Genomic DNA, 647 nt, shown 5'->3' with positions numbered 1-647 from the left:
GATAATTAATTTTTCCTCTTAATATTTTATAGTAAGAAGTAATTTCTTAACTTTATTGTAAGTTTATTGGTACCCCCAAGGGGATTCGAACCCCTGCCGCTGAGATGAAAACCCAGTATCCTAGGCCGCTAGACGATGGGGGCCTAGCTAGTTTAATCCACACACAATACAATTGGGGTGGATGATGGGAGTTGAACCCACGGCCTCAGGAGCCACAATCCTGCGCTCTAACCAACTGAGCTACATCCACCACAGTATTTAATTGACAATTAATAATGGACAATTTACAGTTGAATTCAAGATCTAATAATAATCTATTCTGATCTTGATTTCCAATTATCAATTCTCAACTTTTCATTATAAATTAATTGATATGGCGTGCTTGGGAGGATTCGAACCCCCGGCCCACGGCTTAGAAGGCCGTTGCTCTGTCCAACTGAGCTACAAGCACATAACTTGGAGCGGGAAACCGGACTCGAACCGGCGACACCCAGCTTGGAAGGCTGGTGCTCTAGCCAACTGAGCTACTCCCGCATAATTATATGGTGCGAAGGGTGGGAGTCGAACCCACACGCCTTGCGGCACTAGATCCTAAGTCTAGCGTGTCTGCCAGTTCCACCACCTTCGCTCAATATTAAAGATAAGAC

Annotated in this window: 5 tRNA genes; all 5 read right to left on the bottom strand. The window is 44.8% G+C overall.

The features are described from left to right. Positions 1–67: 67 nt before the first annotated feature. Positions 68–143 (bottom strand) — tRNA-Glu (locus ACYQ3D_RS12640). A gap of 30 nt (positions 144–173) precedes the next feature. Next, positions 174–250, bottom strand: a tRNA-His gene (locus tag ACYQ3D_RS12635). Positions 251–374: 124 nt separating this feature from the next. Further along, positions 375–451 (bottom strand) — tRNA-Arg (locus ACYQ3D_RS12630). 6 nt (positions 452–457) lie between these two features. After that, positions 458–534, bottom strand: a tRNA-Gly gene (locus ACYQ3D_RS12625). Positions 535–543: 9 nt separating this feature from the next. Next, positions 544–628: transfer RNA gene (locus ACYQ3D_RS12620), tRNA-Leu, on the bottom strand. Between the last annotated feature and the right edge of the window lie 19 nt (positions 629–647).

The organism is Halanaerobaculum tunisiense (assembly GCF_054657635.1).
Note: the sequence above shows the minus strand (reverse complement) of the source record. Positions and strands in the feature narration are given on the sequence as shown.